General features: G+C 59.7%; 15 protein-coding genes. 1 reads left to right on the top strand and 14 read right to left on the bottom strand.

Annotated features, from left to right (window positions below; all coding sequences use genetic code 11):
- Positions 1 to 57 precede the first annotated feature (57 nt).
- The 8 genes from H2O65_RS03395 to rpsP all read right to left on the bottom strand — a co-directional run bounded on the left by H2O65_RS03395 (position 58) and on the right by rpsP (position 5,325).
- A complete protein-coding gene (locus H2O65_RS03395) occupies positions 58 to 363 on the bottom strand; it encodes a DUF2469 domain-containing protein (RefSeq protein ID WP_182142204.1) in 306 nt (101 codons plus the stop codon).
- Between the two features lie 63 nt (positions 364 to 426).
- On the bottom strand, positions 427 to 1,125 hold the full coding sequence (locus H2O65_RS03390) for a ribonuclease HII (protein WP_182142202.1): 699 nt from the start codon (positions 1,123 to 1,125) through the stop codon (positions 427 to 429).
- Entirely contained in the window at positions 1,122 to 1,997 is an 876-nt protein-coding gene (gene lepB / locus H2O65_RS03385) for a signal peptidase I (RefSeq protein WP_182142200.1), read from the bottom strand. The genes H2O65_RS03390 and lepB overlap by 4 nt, the downstream gene beginning before the upstream one ends.
- Before the next feature lie 69 nt (positions 1,998 to 2,066).
- Entirely contained in the window at positions 2,067 to 2,423 is a 357-nt protein-coding gene (rplS, locus tag H2O65_RS03380; RefSeq protein ID WP_182142198.1) for a 50S ribosomal protein L19, read from the bottom strand.
- Between the two features lie 168 nt (positions 2,424 to 2,591).
- Positions 2,592 to 3,899 (bottom strand): tRNA (guanosine(37)-N1)-methyltransferase TrmD, encoded by a 1,308-nt coding sequence (gene trmD / locus H2O65_RS03375; RefSeq protein ID WP_182142196.1) that lies wholly within the window; start codon positions 3,897 to 3,899, stop codon positions 2,592 to 2,594.
- A gap of 13 nt (positions 3,900 to 3,912) precedes the next feature.
- Positions 3,913 to 4,449, bottom strand: a complete 537-nt coding sequence (gene rimM, locus H2O65_RS03370; RefSeq protein ID WP_182142194.1) for a ribosome maturation factor RimM — start codon at positions 4,447 to 4,449, stop codon at positions 3,913 to 3,915.
- A 178-nt stretch (positions 4,450 to 4,627) separates the two neighbouring features.
- Positions 4,628 to 4,873, bottom strand: a complete 246-nt coding sequence (locus H2O65_RS03365; RefSeq protein ID WP_182142193.1) for an RNA-binding protein — start codon at positions 4,871 to 4,873, stop codon at positions 4,628 to 4,630.
- Positions 4,870 to 5,325, bottom strand: coding sequence for a 30S ribosomal protein S16 (rpsP, locus tag H2O65_RS03360; RefSeq protein WP_182142192.1), 456 nt, complete (start codon positions 5,323 to 5,325; stop codon positions 4,870 to 4,872). The genes H2O65_RS03365 and rpsP overlap by 4 nt, the downstream gene beginning before the upstream one ends.
- A 232-nt stretch (positions 5,326 to 5,557) precedes the next feature.
- On the opposite strand from rpsP, the gene H2O65_RS03355 reads away from it, so the two are divergent.
- A complete protein-coding gene (locus tag H2O65_RS03355) occupies positions 5,558 to 6,535 on the top strand; it encodes an inositol monophosphatase (RefSeq protein ID WP_182142190.1) in 978 nt (325 codons plus the stop codon).
- Between the two features lie 28 nt (positions 6,536 to 6,563).
- On the opposite strand, the gene H2O65_RS03350 is transcribed toward H2O65_RS03355, so the two are convergent.
- The 6 genes from H2O65_RS03350 to H2O65_RS03325 all read right to left on the bottom strand — a co-directional run bounded on the left by H2O65_RS03350 (position 6,564) and on the right by H2O65_RS03325 (position 17,290).
- Positions 6,564 to 8,195 (bottom strand): MFS transporter, encoded by a 1,632-nt coding sequence (locus H2O65_RS03350; protein ID WP_182142188.1) that lies wholly within the window; start codon positions 8,193 to 8,195, stop codon positions 6,564 to 6,566.
- 23 nt (positions 8,196 to 8,218) lie between these two features.
- Positions 8,219 to 9,427, bottom strand: coding sequence for an amidohydrolase family protein (locus H2O65_RS03345; RefSeq protein WP_182142186.1), 1,209 nt, complete (start codon positions 9,425 to 9,427; stop codon positions 8,219 to 8,221).
- Between the two features lie 171 nt (positions 9,428 to 9,598).
- The gene (gene ffh, locus H2O65_RS03340; protein WP_182142184.1) at positions 9,599 to 11,209 is read right to left on the bottom strand and encodes a signal recognition particle protein; all 1,611 of its coding nucleotides are present in this window, start codon (positions 11,207 to 11,209) and stop codon (positions 9,599 to 9,601) included.
- Between the two features lie 39 nt (positions 11,210 to 11,248).
- On the bottom strand, positions 11,249 to 12,418 hold the full coding sequence (ftsY, locus tag H2O65_RS03335) for a signal recognition particle-docking protein FtsY (RefSeq protein ID WP_182142182.1): 1,170 nt from the start codon (positions 12,416 to 12,418) through the stop codon (positions 11,249 to 11,251).
- Between the two features lie 8 nt (positions 12,419 to 12,426).
- Positions 12,427 to 13,359 carry a hypothetical protein gene (locus H2O65_RS03330; RefSeq protein WP_182142181.1) on the bottom strand — a complete coding sequence of 311 codons (933 nt, stop codon included), beginning with the start codon at positions 13,357 to 13,359 and terminating at the stop codon, positions 12,427 to 12,429.
- Positions 13,360 to 13,438: 79 nt separating this feature from the next.
- A complete protein-coding gene (locus tag H2O65_RS03325) occupies positions 13,439 to 17,290 on the bottom strand; it encodes an AAA family ATPase (RefSeq protein ID WP_182142179.1) in 3,852 nt (1,283 codons plus the stop codon).
- Between the last annotated feature and the right edge of the window lie 23 nt (positions 17,291 to 17,313).

Raw genomic sequence — 17,313 nt, 5'->3', positions numbered from 1 at the left:
ACCTGCATCCCCACAAAGAACTATCTGTGGAAGACGCCGCAAACCGTGTTCTGTGGACTAAGAGGGAATATCCAGGTCCGGCTTCGTGAGTTCCTCGATGTTGACGTCCTTGAACGTGACCACCCGGACCGATTTCACGAAGCGGGAAGGACGGTAAATGTCCCAAACCCACGCATCCGTGAGCGTGAGCTCAAAGAAAATATCGTTACCCACCGGGCGTGCCTGTAACTCAACCGAGTTGCACAGATAGAAGCGACGGTCTGTTTCGACAACGTAGTTAAAGAGCGCGACGACGTCCCGGTACTCTTTGAAGAGCCCCAGCTCAGAGGCGTTCTCATAGTTCTCGATGTCGTCGCGGTTCACTTCTTTTTCCTTCCCGATCCCACGGCCTAAAAAGTCGAAATCGAATCCTGGCCTGGCTACAGGTTAGTTCACTCCGGGGAGTCGCCAACCCAGTCGATGCTGAGATGACACGCCAAGGCTCGCCAGTCCCTCCAGGTGCGACTTGGCCCCGTATCCCTTGTTCGATGCCCACCCGTAGCCGGGATCCCGCACGTCACACATGTAGCGATCCCGAGCGACTTTGGCAATAATCGATGCGGCCGCTACCACTTGGCTGTGCAGGTCAGCCTTGACCATTGTCGCCACGGGTAGCGCGGTGGGACCCGTCTCCCAGGGGTCCGGGAGAGCAGTGGAATCAGCCCCAAACAATGCGGGGGTGGGGTTCGAAAGGTAGTCGTGCTTCCCATCCAACAAGACCGCACCGAGTGGAGTGTGCCCGCCGCATTGCAATTGCCTGTGCACGAGGGCGAACGCCCTCAGCGACGCCATGCGAAGCGCTGCGGTGACACCCGCGGAACTAACTTCACTTGGGCTGGCCCAGCCAATGGCACTGGCACGAGCCCATGAACCTATTGGTTCGACCAGTGCCTCACGAACACTGGGGCGCAGGGTTTTTGAGTCCGCCACGCCCTCGGGCGCTGGCCCGCATTCCCTGTCAACCACCACAACCCCAACCGCGAGCGGCCCGGCAAGTGCGCCACGTCCGACCTCGTCCACCCCTGCCAGCGAACCCCAGGAATCCAGAAGTGCGCGATCGACTTCACCAGTGGGGATCACCTTCATGACACGTCTTGTGGGTCTGGGACGGATGCGAAGACATCCCGATTGCCCAGGTATGACCAGTCAGAAAGGGGCCAAATCTCCCACTGCGCCCTCCCGATCACAGAGCCTTCCGGAATGAACGGATTTTGACCATTCTCAAGGTGGTACTCGGAATCTGCTGACCGTTGCCGATTGTCACCCATCATCCAGTACGAGCCTTCCGGGACCACCACGGAGAAGGGTGTTGTCGATGGGACTGCGCCCTCCGCCAAGTACGGTTCGTCAATGGCAACTCCGTTTACGGAGAGTCGCCCGAGGTCGTCACAGCAGGTGACGGTATCCCCGCCGACACCGATCACACGTTTCACGACGATCTGCTCGGAACCCTGTGGAGCGAAGCCGAACCATCCCGCAACGGTTGACCAAACGGAGTTTGTGGTCTGATCGACAGGATCCAACCAGCCTTCTGAATCACGAAAGACAACAATGTCACCGCGTTCCACCTGTTTCCCCCAACCAGGAACACTGTTCACAGCGATACGGGAGCCGACATTCAGGGTGTCCATCATCGATTCGGAAGGAATCTTGTAAACCTGCACCACGAAAGCCCTCAGTCCGAGGGCGAGTATCGCAGCAATCCCAACAACCGCAACAACCTCTAGCAGGGCACGCCCAACACGTCTTGCTCGCGGGCTTTGGACGGTGCGGTTTCCCATGCGTGATGGCAACTGGGTGCCGTGTGGTGGCAGTTTTTCTACGGTGGGTCGGAGCTCACGACCTGGAGGCACAGCAAAAGACGGGGGCATTGCGGGCGGCGAGTTGGAATCCAGACGACCGTCTGTGCCGCCACCTTGTGGGGACGGAGGGTCCGTCTCTGGTAACTCTGGATGCATGATGGCCCAGTCTACCGCTCGCGGTGACTGGGCCATCGATGAAGTACCACGTTCGTGGTAACTCAATGTCTATTTCGTTACGTTGATACGCTTTTCCTTGATCCGCGCTGACTTACCAACACGGTCACGCAAGTAGTAAAGCTTTGCGCGGCGGACGTCACCACGGGAGACAACTTCGATCTCTTCAATCGTTGGGGAATGAAGAGGGAAGGTGCGTTCCACACCTACGCCAAAGGAAATCTTGCGGACGGTGAAAGTCTCCGTAACCCCGTGACCCTTGCGGGCGATGACGATGCCCTGGAAGATCTGGATACGGGAACGGCTACCTTCAATAACCTTCACGTGAACCTTTACGTTGTCACCGGGACGAAACGTGGGGATGCTTTCACGCATTGAGTCTGCGTCAAGGAAATCTAACTTCTGCATTTCTGCTCCTCGTTACCTTCGCCGCAGGTCGTGGCAACACATAACCGGACCGAAGTCCGTAAGGTTGGTCTGAGAAGCCTCATGGTGGCCCCCCGCGGCAGGTCTCACCAACATTCTCGGTGCACCAGTCTGCCACAACTCGCGGCGCCACTCCAAGAATATTGTGCGCTATCGGGGCGGGAACTGGGTGAGATCACGCACGTACACAAAATCAGAGTGACTCCGTCCACCCACATCAAAGGTCCGTCGACCAACTTTCTTAAAACCGTGGTTACGGTAGAACCTGATGGCACGCTTGTTCGCGCGATTGGTACCAAGGGCGACACTGCTAACGCCCCACAATGCCATGGCATCTGTAAGCGCGAAGTCAAGGAGAGCGCCGGCAACACCGGTGCCATGCACGTTCGGGTCCGAATAAATCTTCGACAGGTAGCAGGTCCGCTCCGACGCCCCGGGCAGATCCGGTGCAGTGCGCTCTTCGATCAGTGCATACGCTGCGATGGTGCCGTCTTTCAGTGAGCGTGCAATTGTGATTCGCGCCCCGTCCTCGACCGCTGCGAGAAGAGCGTCGACACTGAGGTGGGTGGCGACGTGATCATCAATCTCACTCTGGGTCGTCCCGGGTGGGCACGCGAGGGGGAAGGTCCTTGCAGCCAGGTCAGCAACCTCTGCAATATCGCCAGGCGTAGCGACCTCGAAGGTGAACCCACCTCCACCACCGGAGATGTCGATCCCTCTCGCAGTCAGAACCTCACTGTCATCTCTATCCAGTTCGCTGCCCCTCCCCAGCAGCTTTTCAATCATGTCCGGGCGGCGAGCAGCGGTTCTGCTAAGCGCCTGGTCACGCCGCCACCGCCGTATCCGACTGTGGTCTCCACTGAACAGCACTGCGGGGATCTCAAGACCGCGCCAACTACGAGGAAGCGTATAGACCGGATACTCCAGCAAACCTTCGGCAGAGTGCGACTCTTCGGCCAGTGACTCCGGGTTCCCGACTACACCCTCGACCAGACGCGACACACCTTCGACGAGGGCGATTGCGGCAACTTCCCCACCGTTGAGGACATAGTCCCCAAGCGAGTACTCGAAAACTTCCACGCTCGAGGTGCGGTAGTGCTCGGCAACACGCGCATCGATGCCCTCGTACCGCCCACACGCAATGACAATCTGCTTGGCGGTAGAGAGCCTCTCCAAGTCGCGCTGTGTCAGGGGCGCACCGCTTGGCGTCGGGATCGCGAGGACGGCACCCTCGGAAATGACATCGTCAATGGCGTGACCCCACACGTCGGCGCGCATCACCATGCCCGCACCGCCACCGCTGGGAGAATCATCAACCGACAGGTGTTTGCCAGTTGCCCAGTTCCGCAGATTGTGGACCTCGATGTCGAGGACGCCCGCGTCGCGCGCCTTTCCCACTAGGGAAAGATCCAAGACGGAGAAGAACTCTGAAAATGTGGAGATGACGTCAAAACGCATGTTGTCGCGCCCCTCAGTCTTGAGGTGCTACTTGATCTGCATCTGGGAACAAGCCCGATGGTGCGTTAACCACAACTCGACCTTCCTCAACCGAGATGGTTGGAACGATCTCTTCAACGAAGGGGACCATCACGTCCACCTGCCCTGCTCGAACGATGAGCAGATCATGAGCCGGAGCTGCAACAAGGCCCGACACGACGCCAAGTATGTTTCCATCAGCGTCTTCGACCTTGAGCCCTTCAAGCTCCGCTGCATACCAGGCATCATCTTCAGATTCTGGCTCCACGAGGAGCTCGACACCGCGCAGAGCCTCTGCGTCTTCGCGGGTGGTGACGTCCTCGAACTGCACGAAGAGGCGGCCGCTGTGCTCACGCGCGCGGACGACAACCAGCTCTGGGTGCGCAGGTGACGAGGTAGTTAATGTAGCGCCCTCATCGAAGACGCTTTGCGCCCGGTCCGTACGCACATCCACACTAACTTCACCCCGCAAGCCCCGGGCTGCGCCAACAATGCCGGCTAGAAGTAGGTCTGAAGAAGGTGATTTCGTCATGGTGCTCCCTGTTGTCGGACGCGACACCCGTTAGATGCGGGATCCAGGTAGATACGGGATCCGTGGCCTGCGTGCCGGTCGGTTCTGGAAAAAGACTTCGCGTCTGGCTGTTCTGATTAAAGACTAATGGGCCCGGCCCCTGGCCAGACCCATTAGTCACGAGTTTTCCCGCAAAAGATTATCGGCGGTCAGTCTCTACGACATCGACACGAACGAAATCCTTACCCTTGAGCGCAGAAACCACCTTTCGAAGCGAACGCGCTGTGCGTCCGTTCCGACCGATGACTCGCCCCAAGTCATCCGGGTGAACCCGGACTTCCAAGAGTTCGCCACGGCGCTGGTTTTTGCTGTCGACCCGAACATCTTCCGGGTGATCAACAATTCCTGACACCAAATGTTCTAGGGCATCGGCAAGCGAGCTCATTCTGCAGCAGCCTCTTCAGCTTCTTCAGTCTTAGCATTTGCGGCCTCAACCTCGGCTTCAGCCTTTGCGGCAGCCTTTGATTCAGCCTGCTTCGCCTTCGACTTGCGCGCCTTATCTTCCGCCGCAGTAATGGCTTCCTGCACTTCAGCGGCCTTATCAACGTCAGCAACCTTGATGCGGCTGACAACGTTCTCTTTACCTGATGCGCGAGCAAGGTCGCCATTCAGGCTGAGCAGACGACGTGCTGACTCGGAAGGCTGCGCGCCAACACCGAGCCAGTAGACGGCACGCTCAGAATCGATCTTGATAATCGAGGGGTTAGGGATCGGATCGTAAAAACCGATTTCCTCGATCACGCGACCATCGCGCTTTTTCCGCGAGTCGACAACAACAACGCGATACTTGGGGTCGTGGATTGCGCCGAGGCGCTTCAAACGAATACGTACAGCCACTTGAGTGGTTTCTCCTTGTTATTACGGTGGGCTCCACTTCCATTGGTGGGGCCAACGGCGTATCGCCCATAGAACGCGATTCACGTGCAGAGAGGGGGCACGGAGCCGAGTACAGTCACACATTCTGCCACCTACGGAGCACATTCCCAAGGCGAATCCGCATCCCCGCCCCAATTTAGTGACGTGGAGTTGCTCACCGACGCTCCGACAAGATGTGCGAGAGACTAGACCCATGTCTGAAAACTCAGTTTCTCCCCTGTCAATTCCCACTGCGCTTGCTGAACTGGCAGCAACCGCCACCACCCTGGTTGCCCCCTACTTGAGGAGCGTGGCCCGCTCTGCGCCGGAAGTTGGCTTGAAACAGGACATTCACGACCCCGTCACCGTGCACGACCAGCGCACCGAAGCGATCATCCGCTGGTTCCTCGCAAAGTTCGCGCCCGGTTCCACCGTACTTGGTGAAGAGATGGGTGAAGAACTAGACCCTGAACTTGTTGGGGATATTTCCGAGTACGTTCAAGCTCCAGCCGTCGCGCTCTCCGAGCAGGTGATTGAAGTCATCGCACCTCTTAGCAATCGGGTTCGCTGGATTGTCGACCCAATCGATGGAACCGCGAACTTTGCTTCCGGCCTCACCTACTTTGGAACTTCCATAGGTGTGGAGCTAGACGGAGAAGTGGTGGCGGGCGCGATCTCTGTTCCCTTCAACTACGAAATCTTCGTTGCCGATGACCGGCACTTCTGGCATGAGGACGAGAGGGACGGGGCCAGGAAACTACTGACCAGCAGGGGGCCCACAACAGAGACCGAAGCGCTGTTGGCTACCTACTATCCGGGCGTGCATGACCTCAATGCCAACCCGGATTTGTCCCTAGTCCATGAGACAACCCTCATGAACGCCTACTCCACTGTTCGCAGGCCAGGCGCAGGAGCAGTCGACCTCGCCATGGTCGCAGCTGGGTGGATCGGGGTCTCAATGGCGACCGCCCTCAAGCCGTGGGACGTGGCAGCCGGCATCCACATGGTGCGCGTCGCCGGGGGTAGCGTCCTCAATCTCCCCATGGGCACGGACCTTCCCGACGGTCTGCGCCCCGGAGTTGTCGCGTCAGTGAGCACTCTTCAAGCCACTACGGCAGAACGAGTGCTGCGTGAACTCGATGCCGAAGCAGACGCATCTCTAGCCGAAGCGGGCAATCTGCTAGAGGACTAGCACCCCACCCACTAGCGACATTCGCAACCTATCCTCGGACTGCGGCCGCGCCACTAGCGCTAGTAGCCTTCCAGAGGCGGAACGCGCCAAGCAGACCCAGAGCTAGGAAAAACGCTGCAACCACCAGCGACCACGAAGTCGCCTGGGCAAACCCGTGCGACAGCGCCTCAACTACCGTGCCTGTGGCAGAGCCGAGGTCGCTGTGGTCCCCCTGTGCGCGAAGCATTGAGATCGTCGTACCAGCCGACTGCCGAACCCCGTCGGCCAACTGGTCTGCCATGGCTCCGCCAACACCGACCGCATCGAGAGCGGCAGGCACGGTAACGGCCATTGCAATCGAGAGGGATGCCCCAGAGATAGCCGTGCCGAGGGCCGATCCCAACTGTCTCACTGTGCTCTGCGTCGCCGAACCCTGACCAGAAATCTCCACCGGCACATCGCGTAGCACAGTTCCGGTAAGTTGAGCCGAAGCCAAACCAAGCCCAAGCCCGTAAGCCACCAGTGGAAGTGCCACCAGCCACGCTGGCGTGTTGTCGCGAAGTACCAATGCCAACACCAGTACGCCAGACAACTCCAAGACCAAACCGATCAGAACGGTACCGGGTGACCCAAAACGTGCCGCAACATGGCGAGCGGCCGCACCTGACATGAATGCCCCCACTGCCATCGCAGCAAAAACAAGTCCCGCGCCCATCACATCCAGGCCCAGGGCATTAACCAGGTAGAGCGGCAAAACAAATACCAGGGCAAACTCTCCCGCAGCAACCGTCGCTGCCGTAACGTTGCCCCACGAGAAGGTCGGAAGTCTGAAGAGACTGAGATCAAGAAGGGCCGCCCGCGCCACCCGCTTGCGGTGCCTTTCCCAGAACACAAACAGGGTCAGCGCGATCGCAGCAATCAAGAACGCAACTGGCACGGGTGAGACGGCCATGGACGTCCCCCACGTCCACCCGAATAGGTGCAGTTCAGCCTGCGGGGTCCACCATCCCAAATCGGGACCCTCGATGATGGCAAAGACGAGGGCGCCAAACCCAATGGCACTAAGCAGGGCGCCGTCGACGTCGACTCCACGCCCACCCGGCTTACCGCGTGTTTCGGGGACAACAAGAAGTGTGGCGATGATGACGAGGACGCCAATGGGAAGGTTGACCAGGAAAATCCAGTTCCATGAAGCCCACTGGGTCAGGGCCCCACCGGCTAGCGGCCCAAGTGCTGCCGCCCCAGAAATCACCGCCCCCCAAACGCCAAAGGCAGCCGCCCTGTACGTCCCCCTGAATGTCGCATTGACGGTGGAAAGCGTCGAAGGCATGATCAGGGCGGCACCAATCGCCTGGACCGCGCGCGACCCAATCAGAGCGCCCGCACTTCCAGCGCCCGCAGCCAAGAGACTCCCTGCAACAAAAATGACGATCCCCAGCAGGAAGACCCGCTTGCGTCCCCACCTGTCTGCCAGACTGCCCGTTGACAGCAAGAGCGCCGCCAACATCACCGCGTAGAGGCTATTCACCCACTGAGCGTCGGTGAGATCCATGCCAAGGTCTTCAATAATGATGGGTAATGCCACCCCAACGATGGTCCCGTCGAGAACGATCAGCCCGAGCCCAACGGCCAGCACTGCGAGCGCTAGCCAGTCCTTCTTTGTGGGTGTGTGGTCTTGCATTCCGGCTCCTGCCTAACGCTCTGCTAATGCAGACGGTTTGTTGCGGGAACCACTCTACGACCATTTGTGACCACCGCTTGCGGGTGGCGCCAGACCTGGGGGGAGCTGCGCGGATCTTCAGCGAAGACAACTGCATCCGCGGGGGCGCCAACCTGCAAACAGTCCAGCCCCAGGAAGTCGCGAGCTTTCCATGTCGCGCTGGCCAGTACGTCCTCGGGCTCCATCCCCCACACAACCCACTGCTCCAGCTCATCAATCAAGGCACCGTGCACCTGGTAGCCGCCAGCGTCGGAGCCCGGAAGGATCATCACGCCCGAAGATAGCAGATCGGCAAACCACTTCTCACGCCCGTCGTAAAGATCGGTCATGGTCTCCGCATACCTGGGGTAGCGAGTTGCCGAGGACGCAAACTCAGGGAACTTGAAGACCTGGATGAGAGTTGGCACCACAACAACTCCCAGCCTGGCTGCGCGTCGCATCTGCGTTGCCGACATCCCGGTGCCGTGCTCAATCGAGTCCACTCCGGCATCAAGCAGGTCGTCGATTATGTCTCGTCCGAAAGTGTGAACGGCAACTTTGGCCCCCACCTCATGAGCGGCATCGATTGCGGCCAGCAGCTCTTCGCGGCTCCACAGTGGTTTAAGGTCCGAGGACGCCCCCTCTGAGCGGTCAATCCAATCCCCCACCAGTTTCACCCAGCCGTCAGAGGCGGACGCTTGACGTTGAACCTCGTCTGCAAGAAGACTTGTCCGGACGGGTACTTCTCCCTCCGTGGGATCCGCGGGAAGCTCGATGGCGAGCCCCCGGTTATAGCGCTTCTCCAGAGCGATGTGCCGACCTGCCGAAATGACGATTGGCCGTCCAAACGGCAGCTCGCCGGGGCTGACCTTCACTGGTGAACCTGGCTCCCGGACGGCTAGCACGCCGGCTCTGATCTCCTCCCACGCGTGTGCTCTGATCACGTCGGACGACTGCGGACCCTGGGCGATCGCCAGGTGAGAATGCAGATCAACGAAGCCGGGCACGATAAAGAGCTGCGAATCAGAGTCGGCTGTGGCGCGCTGCTCCACCATCGAGGATGACGCCGCAACCGACTGCTCAGCAAACGACTCGATAACCGAGTCTCGCCAGGTCAACGTACCGTAGCGGAATGTTGGCCTCTCTCCAGGGTTGTCACGCCACTGTACCCACCCCTGAACGGACCCGCTGGTGGATTTCTCACTATCTGCCATGCTCAGACTCTACCGCTGGCTCGGTTCCGTGTGCCCTTCACGGAAATGTCGTTGGCCCTGCGCGTCCACAGCTCTAAGGTTGCCGGAAGCGCCTAAGGTTGCCCATAATTCGCGAGAACGGCGGCAACCTTAGGCGCTTCCGGCAACCTTAGAGCTGTGGAGCGGGGCGGGCTAGAAGCCCTTCCCCAACATGCGTTTTAGGTCGTCCGGCAGAGAATCCATCGTCTCACGAACGTCTGTCGCCTCGGGAGCCGCAGCAAGCCCAAACGCACTCCCCTGGGGAGACACAGCTTTCCCACCGCGCTGCCCCTTTGGCAGCATTGCCTCAAGTTCCTGCTGACGACGCTTGGCCGGGTTTCCCGAACGCGCCTTCTTCTGCACGCGAGCCTTCTGTGCCTGTGCCTGACGCGCCTGTTCTTTCTGCTTCGCGCGCCCAGCAGCCCGACCGGGTCGCCCCTGCATCGCACCGAGGTTGGGCATCCCGCCCTGCCCCATCGAAGACATCATCTGCTTGGCTGCTTCAAACCTCTTGACGAGGCCGTTCACCTCAGTGACGGATGTTCCCGACCCCTTGGCAATACGAGCACGGCGGGATCCATTAAGGATCTTGACATCTTTGCGCTCACAGGGAGTCATGGAACGCACGATCGCCTCAACGCGATCAACATCCTTCTCATCAAAGTTCTCAAGCTGGTCGCGGACCTGGGCCATCCCAGGCATCATCCCCAAGACCTTCTTCATGGAGCCCATCTTGCGGACCTGCTGAAGTTGCTTCAAGAAGTCATCAAGAGTCAGATCTCCCGACATGGCCTTCGCGGCCATCTCTTCAGCAGTCTCTTGATCAATCTTCTTCTCAGCCTGCTCGATCAGGGTGAGGATATCGCCCATGTCGAGGATGCGGCCCGCCATGCGGTCAGCGTGAAAACGCTCAAAGTCGTCAAGGCCTTCACCGGTCGACGCAAAGAGAATAGGCGCACCGGTCACGCCACGAACGGACAGCGCAGCACCACCGCGTGCATCGCCGTCCATCTTCGACATAACAACACCGGTAAATCCAACCCCGTCGCGGAATGCCGTTGCGGTCTGTACCGCGTCCTGACCCACCATGGCGTCAAGGACGAACATCGTTTCGTGTGGTTTGACAGCATCGCGAATATCGCGAGCCTGCTGCATCATTTCCTCATCGACACCCAGTCGTCCTGCGGTATCAACAATGACGACGTCGTAGCCGTTCATAACGGCCTCGGACAAACCGCTGCGCGCAACCACAATGGGGTTGCCCACCCCGTTGCCAGGTTCAGGTGCCCAAACGTCAACTCCCGCGCGTTCGCCAACAATCTGCAGTTGGTTGACGGCGTTGGGACGCTGCAGGTCAGATGCAACAAGGAGGACGCGCTTATCGTTCTCCCGAAGCCACTTACCAAGCTTCCCGGCCAGGGTGGTTTTACCGGCCCCCTGCAGACCAGCGAGCATGAAGACCGTGGGCCCCCGCTGCGCAAATGTTAACTCCCGGGTTGCACCACCGAGGATCTCTACCAGTTGATCGTGCACAACCTGCACAACCTGTTGGCCGGGATTCAGAGCCTTCGAACGCGCTGCACCATAAGCCTTCTCCCGAACGTTGGCGATGAAATCGCGGACCACCGGGAGTGCAACGTCCGCATCCAGAAGTGCCCGACGAATCTCCCCGAGTGTCTCATCAACATCCGCTTCAGACAGCACACCTTTGCCACGGATGCGCTTGAACGAATCGCTCAGACGATCAGACAGAGTGTTAAACACACGTAAACCCTTCGTTTAGGACCCGCTTGGTGGCCGATGTTATTCCCCAACGATAGCGTCAACAAAGCCGCTGGGATCAAATGGTGCCAGATCATCCGGCCCCTCACCTAGGCCCACCAGCTTGACGGGAACGCCCAGTTCTTTTTGGACGGAGATGACAATTCCACCCTTCGCAGACCCATCCAACTTTGTGAGCACAATCCCTGTGATTCCCACGGCCTGCGCAAACACCTGGGCCTGCTTCATACCATTTTGTCCCGTGGTGGCATCCAGCACCAACAAGACCTCTCCAACTGGAACCTGTTTTTCCATGACGCGCCGAATCTTCCCCAGCTCGTCCATCAGTGCGGTCTTGGTCTGCAGTCTGCCTGCCGTATCAACAATCACGACATCAGACCCGGCTTCCAGCCCTACCTTTACTGCCTCAAAAGCGACCGAGGCCGGATCCCCACCTTCTCGATCTGAGGCGACAACTGGCACTCCAACCCGCGAACCCCAAGTCGCCAGCTGCTCGCTTGCAGCGGCCCTGAATGTGTCCGCGGCACCCAAAACAACGGTCTTATCCTCGGCGCGCAGTAGTCGAGCCATCTTTCCAACCGTCGTAGTCTTCCCTGTTCCATTGACTCCGACGACGAGGACGGCTGCCGGACCGAGCTTTCCACTGCTGGCAGTAACGGGCTCCAGGTTCAACGACCTATCCATGCCCGGATCAACTAGTTTCAGCAGCTCATCGCGGAGCACTTCCCTAGCTGCCTCAGAGTCGAGGCTTCCGCGAACCCGCGCCTCGTCCCGCAGTCTCGCAATGATCTCTTCTGTTGGGCCAAGACCAACATCGGCTAGCAGGAGGGTGTCTTCAATTTCTTCCCAATCGGAGGCACTCAGGTCACCGCGAGCAAAGACAGCGAGAAGAGCCTTCCCAATGCCACCCGACGACGCCATGCGAGCGCGGAGGCGCTGCATGCGACTTCGCACGGCCTCCGGCTCTTCAAGAGCAGGGGCAACAGCCTCGGTGTCTTCAGCAGTCGCAACCTCCTCAACCTCTTCCGGAGGTGGGGTTGCAGGAGCTGGCTTCGCCTTCTCAGCGGGTTCTTGGGGTGCTGATTTCCCAGAACGCACCGCCCGAACAATAACGGCCACGACAACAATCAAGACTAGGGCTGCAATCAAGAGTCCTAGCGGTGTTGTGAAGAACTCAGTTAGCGTGTTCATGGGGTGTCCTATTCTGTGTTTGAGGTCGGGCGCCAACTGGGATGATACCTGTTCACTCGGTCTTCCTCGCCCCCTGCGAGGCCGCGCACCCAGTTGTCAAGATCTTCTGGTTCAGGAGGGGGCGCTGGTACCAAAGGCGGCTGCGCTTGGGTTCCCTCGCTACCCCAGGTCTCGCCCTCCACGTCCAGTTCAGCGTCGTCCAAGATCACTACGTCCACTTCCAAGTCGTCTTGGACCATGGGCTCAGCGTCAACTAGGGCTTCAGAATCTACCTGAGGGTCTGGGTCGGGCTCAACAATGTGCTCTACCGAGTCGCTATCTGCATCGTCTTTGGCGAAGCGAGCTCGAACGGAACTCGCCGCGCCCGAGGTCCATGTGCTAACGCCAGACCACGCCGCTTTAGCAATCTCCGCCTTCTCACGCATCACATCGAGGAACTTCAGATCAGCGCCGTCCGTCCACTCTTCATCCTCTTCATAACCAGGACGATCGAGTGCAGCGTTGAAGATGGATACTTCACCTGTGATCACCGCGGGTTCATAGAACTCGTCGTCATCGAGAGATGGTGGTGGCGGTGCTGCTGGCCCCTGAGCAATCTGAGCCCCTAAGAAGACTCCCTGGTACTGCTGCACCAGTTCACGCGGAGCTGGAGCCAGGGCTGCCATCACCTCTTCACGATGAAGAAGCTTTGGCGCACCAAGATAGGCACTCTCCGGCACTGAGTTGGCGGCCCACATTTCGTCCAGACTAACTTTTCGAGGGCGCAATCCGGGATTGCGAATTGACGGCATTCCCGACTCCCTCACATCTTTGGTTTGGCCGCGCACTGCAACCTGCCATTCTTGGCGAGGGCGGCGCACTAAGGCGGCACTAACCAGGACCAGGATGGCGAGGAGCACAAGGATAATGAGCGCCAAGTAGAGGGCGTGATGTGCACTCATGAGGATCCGTCCTTCACAGCGATGCTCCTCCTGTCCACAGTTTGGATTCACAGTCAGCTTAGCTGCTTCAAGACTCTCGTTAGCCTGCCATTCTGTGTGACATTACCGCAGTGATACCGTCTTTCATGGTCACGCCATAGAGCGCGTCGGCGAACTCCATGGTCCGCTTCTGGTGGGTGATGATAAGCAGCTGGCTTTCGCGACGCAGATCTTCCAGCAGGCGCAGAACCCTGGTCAGGTTAATGTCGTCTAGTGCCGCTTCGATCTCATCAAGTACATAGAACGGTGACGGCCTCGCCTCAAAGATCGCTATCAGGTAGGCCAGTGCCGCCAGAGAACGTTCGCCACCACTGAGTAGAGACAACCTTGTAACGCGTTTTCCGGACGGCCGAGCATAGATTTCTACCCCTGTGGTGAGGGGGTCGTCTGGATCCGTCAGCTCTAGGCGTCCAGTTCCACCGGGGAAGAGGACTGAGAAGGTTCTTTCAAACTTCTGCGCAGTATCCGCAAACGCGTCAGTGAAAGCCGACTTAACCTGCGCGTCAACTTCCTTTATCAGCGCCAGCAAATCAGACTTGGAGCGGTTAAGGTCCTCCACCTGCGTCTGCAAGAAGTTGTACCGTGACGACGCCGCCTCATACTCCTCGACGGCCAGAGGATTGACTATCCCCAGGCGCGAGAGGGCACGCTCAGCTCGCCCTCGTTCTTCTTCCGCCTGCTGACGTGTGAACACGACATTTGAGTTGAGGTCGTCTCCCTCTTCCGCGTCTCCTTCTTCCGGGTGGGGCGGCTGAGGGTTCCACGGCACGTGAGGCCCAAACGAGGCAACTATTGCGTCCCCGCACAAGGCGTCCGTGTTGACCTGGGTATCTTCTTCAGGGTTTGCGCCACCATGTTCTTCCGATGAAGCCGGGACTTCCCCACTGCCGGCAGATTCCGTATTCCCGTACTTACCCAGCAGGGATGGCATGCGTAGATTCAGCAGTCTGCCGTAGTCCTCGACCAGGGTCTTCGCTTTCTCTTCCAGCGCGGTGACCTGGGAGCGTTCCTGAGCAACTGCCACTTCGGTCTGAAGCAATTCGTCGTTGCCGCTTGCACGTTCCTTCTCGATGGCACCAATCTGCATCAGCAACTGCTCGGCCTCGGACGACAGCTCCTCGAAGCGCTCCCGGGCTTGTGTACGCAAACTCAGGGCCTGCCCAGCAGCGCCCTCGGCCCGGGCAGCACCTTCACGTGCCTTAGTCATCACCGACTGAAAACCACCAACGGCGTGCTTGGCTGCGGCCTCGCGAGCGACCTGGCGCGCACGATCCTCACGTAGGCTCTGCGCCTGCGCGGCGAAAGCTCGTGCTTGGCGGTCAGCAGCCGTGGATCTTTCCCTAGCGACATGGGCGTCCAACCGGGCCTGGTTCTCTGCCGCCCAAGCCTCCTGTAGAGCCTGGCGTGCTGCCTCGACCGCTGACGAAGCGTCTGCCAAAGCCCGCGAATCCTCAGACGGGTCCGCGGCAGGTACCTTTGCCTCCGCTTCCGCCGCGAGCATTCGGCTGTGCTCCAGGCGCTTCTGCGCGTCCTCCACCTGCTTCGCTATTCGGTCAACGTCAACTTCACTAGCGTGGGCGAGGGCGTTCAGGCGGGCGGCCTCCTGAGCATGTTTCGCCCTCTCAGCATCTGCCGCGCGAAGCCGGGTCAGAGCCTCGTTCTTTCGCTTCACCGCATCCGTAAGAGTGGAACGCGCAGTCTCAACACTGCGAGTCGCGTCCTCGAGGGCGTCATTAGCGCGAGCCTCCTGGGCCGACGTTTCCTCCAAGTCGGCACGCAGGGACAAACGTGACGTTTCCTGCTGACCCCGCAAACGCACGTAATCATGGCCAAGGACCGCACCGTGACGCGTTGCAATTGTGGGCGTGGACTGCGGGTCCGAACCCGGCACCATCTCGGCTTCCAGACGGTCCAGGAAAGCAAGGGCGCCGCCCACCTCGTCGCAGACCCAGGTGTCCGCGAGTAACCGCTCGAGGTAGGAACCCGGTGAAGCCCCGGGTGCAGATGCCGACTTCACGACATCATGTGCCGGGCTGACCCCGCACTCCTGTGCCAGTGCTAATAGCTCGGGTTCCGGCTGGAGGGCCGCCACAGGCCCTTCAACGCCGCCCCCTCGACCCGCGGGAGTATCTGTGAAGACAAGACCCGCCGCACCTAAGTCGGGGGCGCTCAACATGTCGGGCATCTGACCGAGTAGGTTGCGGCTCTCACCTTCACCGACGACAACGCGCGCGGAGAGCATGGTTCCCAGAAGCGCGGTTATCGCCTCTTCCCAACCGCGCTCAATGACGAGAACGTCCTCAAGCCTCGGGCTGACCCCAATCCGATCCCGGAAGTGCCTCACTTCCTCAGATCTTGACGGGGTTGCCTCACGGCCCCCTTCAAGCGAAGCAGCTAGAGTCTCCCGCCTTGAACGCAGTCTAGAAACATCCTCGCGGCAGTCCCGCTCCAACCTCTCGGATACTGCGAGCCGATCCCGTGCTTCCTGTTCCTCACGCGCCGCGTCCTCGTATGCGGCGGCCTCCGAACCGACGGTGTCTCCCGCAATGCCGGTAAGGAGACCCGAATCGTGGTGGGGTGAGGTACTCACAAAATCAGCAACTGCCTTGCGAGCACCGTCACAACGTCCGTTTGCCGCGGTCAACCGCTCGCGTGCGCCCCGCACCTGTCCCGCCGAGGCCTCCACGGCAAGGGCAGCGGTCTCCGCATCTCGCTTGAGGCGCGCAAAGCTCTCTTGGGCAGCTCGTAGATCAGCGGTCACCTGCCGTAGGACCTTTTCAGCATCGCGCACCTTCGATTCACCCAACTCACGCCCGACGCTGGCATCCCGGTAAGCAACGTCGCTCGCCTCAGTGGCACTACGAAGAAGTTGCGCCTCCGCGGCGGCCTCCTTGGCTCTTTCGTCCGCAAGATCCACGGAACTCTGCGACACGGCCGTCGGTGTGCGTGCGGCGGAGGAGGCCCGTTCTTGAGCTATCTCTTCAACCGCAACGAATCGCTCTCTTGCCTCAGTGAAATCCCTGTACAGCTCACCAACCTGCTCGGCGCGCTCCCGGAAGCGGGATTGCTGTCCCACGACAGCCTTCTGACGTTCCTTCAGCTCTTCGAGGGCGTCGGTCTCGCGCCGTGCTGAGTCACGTAGTCTCTCAAGTCGTTCGAGGTCGCGGTCCAGCTTGGCGCGGGACACGACCAGGTCATCCCCGAGGATCCGGGCGGTTGCGTAGCCCAGACGATAGCGCACCCCTGCCGCTTCCCGCGCTGCTTTTGCCTGACGTGCCAGTGGACGCAGTCGTGCCCGCATCTCTTCTGTGAGGTCGAGGACGCGAACCAGGTTGGCATCCATCGACTCCAACTTGCGTAGCGCACGTTCCTTACGGCGCCGGTGCTTGGCAACGCCCGCGGCCTCGTCTATAAAGAGCCGCCTGTCGACCGGCGATGCAGACAGCACTGTGTCCAGTTGCCCCTGGCCCACAATGACGTGCATTTGCCGCCCCAACCCAGAATCGGAAAGGAGCTCCTGAACATCAAGGAGACGCACGGGAGAGCGGTTAATTGCGTATTCGGAGCCGCCTGAGCGAAACATCGTTCGCGAGATCGTGACTTCCGAGTAGGCGATCGGGAGCTTTCCATCGGAGTTGTCTATGGTGAGCTCAACGTGAGCACGCCCGAGGGCGCCACGGGTTGTTCCCCCGGCGAAAATCACGTCGGACATGTTGGAGCCACGCAGAGATTTAGCCCCCTGCTCCCCCATCACCCAGGATAATGCGTCTACGACATTGGATTTGCCGGACCCGTTGGGCCCAACAATGGCGGTGATGCCCGGTTCAAAGCGAAACCGGGTGGTCGAAGCAAAAGACTTGAATCCGGCGGCGGTTAACTCTTTGAGATACACGTTTGCCTACCGTGGACTTTCTT

The sequence above is a fragment of the Schaalia sp. JY-X169 genome (assembly GCF_014069575.1).
Lineage (GTDB): Bacteria > Actinomycetota > Actinomycetes > Actinomycetales > Actinomycetaceae > Scrofimicrobium.
This window is presented reverse-complemented; position numbering and strand designations above follow the sequence as displayed.

What these genes read in the sequence shown, in the direction of transcription:
- H2O65_RS03390 (WP_182142202.1), bottom strand. Translation starts at nt 1,125, where the DNA reads ATGAAGGTGATCCCCACTGGTGAAGTCGATCGCGCACTTCTGGATTCC.
- lepB (WP_182142200.1), bottom strand. Translation starts at nt 1,997, where the DNA reads ATGCATCCAGAGTTACCAGAGACGGACCCTCCGTCCCCACAAGGTGGC.
- rplS (WP_182142198.1), bottom strand. Translation starts at nt 2,423, where the DNA reads ATGCAGAAGTTAGATTTCCTTGACGCAGACTCAATGCGTGAAAGCATC.
- trmD (WP_182142196.1), bottom strand. Translation starts at nt 3,899, where the DNA reads ATGCGTTTTGACGTCATCTCCACATTTTCAGAGTTCTTCTCCGTCTTG.
- rimM (WP_182142194.1), bottom strand. Translation starts at nt 4,449, where the DNA reads ATGACGAAATCACCTTCTTCAGACCTACTTCTAGCCGGCATTGTTGGC.
- H2O65_RS03365 (WP_182142193.1), bottom strand. Translation starts at nt 4,873, where the DNA reads ATGAGCTCGCTTGCCGATGCCCTAGAACATTTGGTGTCAGGAATTGTT.
- H2O65_RS03355 (WP_182142190.1), top strand. Translation starts at nt 5,558, where the DNA reads ATGTCTGAAAACTCAGTTTCTCCCCTGTCAATTCCCACTGCGCTTGCT.
- H2O65_RS03350 (WP_182142188.1), bottom strand. Translation starts at nt 8,195, where the DNA reads ATGCAAGACCACACACCCACAAAGAAGGACTGGCTAGCGCTCGCAGTG.
- H2O65_RS03345 (WP_182142186.1), bottom strand. Translation starts at nt 9,427, where the DNA reads ATGGCAGATAGTGAGAAATCCACCAGCGGGTCCGTTCAGGGGTGGGTA.
- ftsY (WP_182142182.1), bottom strand. Translation starts at nt 12,418, where the DNA reads ATGAACACGCTAACTGAGTTCTTCACAACACCGCTAGGACTCTTGATT.
- H2O65_RS03330 (WP_182142181.1), bottom strand. Translation starts at nt 13,359, where the DNA reads ATGAGTGCACATCACGCCCTCTACTTGGCGCTCATTATCCTTGTGCTC.